2 protein-coding genes are annotated in these 516 nt (G+C 71.9%); both read right to left on the bottom strand.

Features of this window, described 5'->3' with window-relative positions; genetic code table 11:
- A partial coding sequence (locus IH13_RS0125415; protein WP_234433386.1) for an acyl-CoA dehydrogenase family protein occupies positions 1-213 on the bottom strand: 213 nt, incomplete at its 3' end.
- A 63-nt stretch (positions 214-276) separates the two neighbouring features.
- A partial coding sequence (locus IH13_RS0125410) for an AMP-binding enzyme (protein ID WP_031088203.1) occupies positions 277-516 on the bottom strand: 240 nt, incomplete at its 5' end.

Here is a 516-nt window from a genome sequence, read left to right as displayed (position 1 = left end):
CGCCACCCAGCCGGTGGAGCAGCACACCGCGGAGATCGCCCGCACCACCTGGTAGAAGTCGACGGGGTCGCTCTCCAGGCCGCCGTACCGGGCGGGCTGCAGCATCCGGAACACGCCTGCCCGGGCCAGCTCCTCGACCGTGGCATCCGGTATCCGCCGCCCCTCGTCCGTGGCGACAGCCCTCTTCCCGGTGGCCGGCAGCAGGGCCCGCACCAACTCCAGAACCTCGTTGCCCGTGGTCCGTCCTCCATACCGTTGTACCGTGCGAAGTCTCGGTCAGACCGTCCGCAGAGCGACCTTGTCCACCTTTCCGGTGGCGTTGCGTGGAAGGGCCCCGAGGACGACGACCGCGCGGGGGACCTTGAAGTTGGCGAGCCGCTCGCGGCAGTGGCCGACGAGATCGTCCGGAGCGGCTTCGGCGCCGGGACGGATCGTCACGTACGCGCGCCCGACCTCACCGAGGCGGGGGTCCGGGAAACCGACCACGGCGGCTTCGGCGACGGCGTCGTGGCCGGC

The sequence above is a fragment of the Streptomyces sp. NRRL WC-3549 genome (assembly GCF_000721935.1).
Classification (GTDB): Bacteria; Actinomycetota; Actinomycetes; order Streptomycetales; family Streptomycetaceae; genus Streptomyces.
Note: the sequence above shows the minus strand (reverse complement) of the source record. Positions and strands in the feature narration are given on the sequence as shown.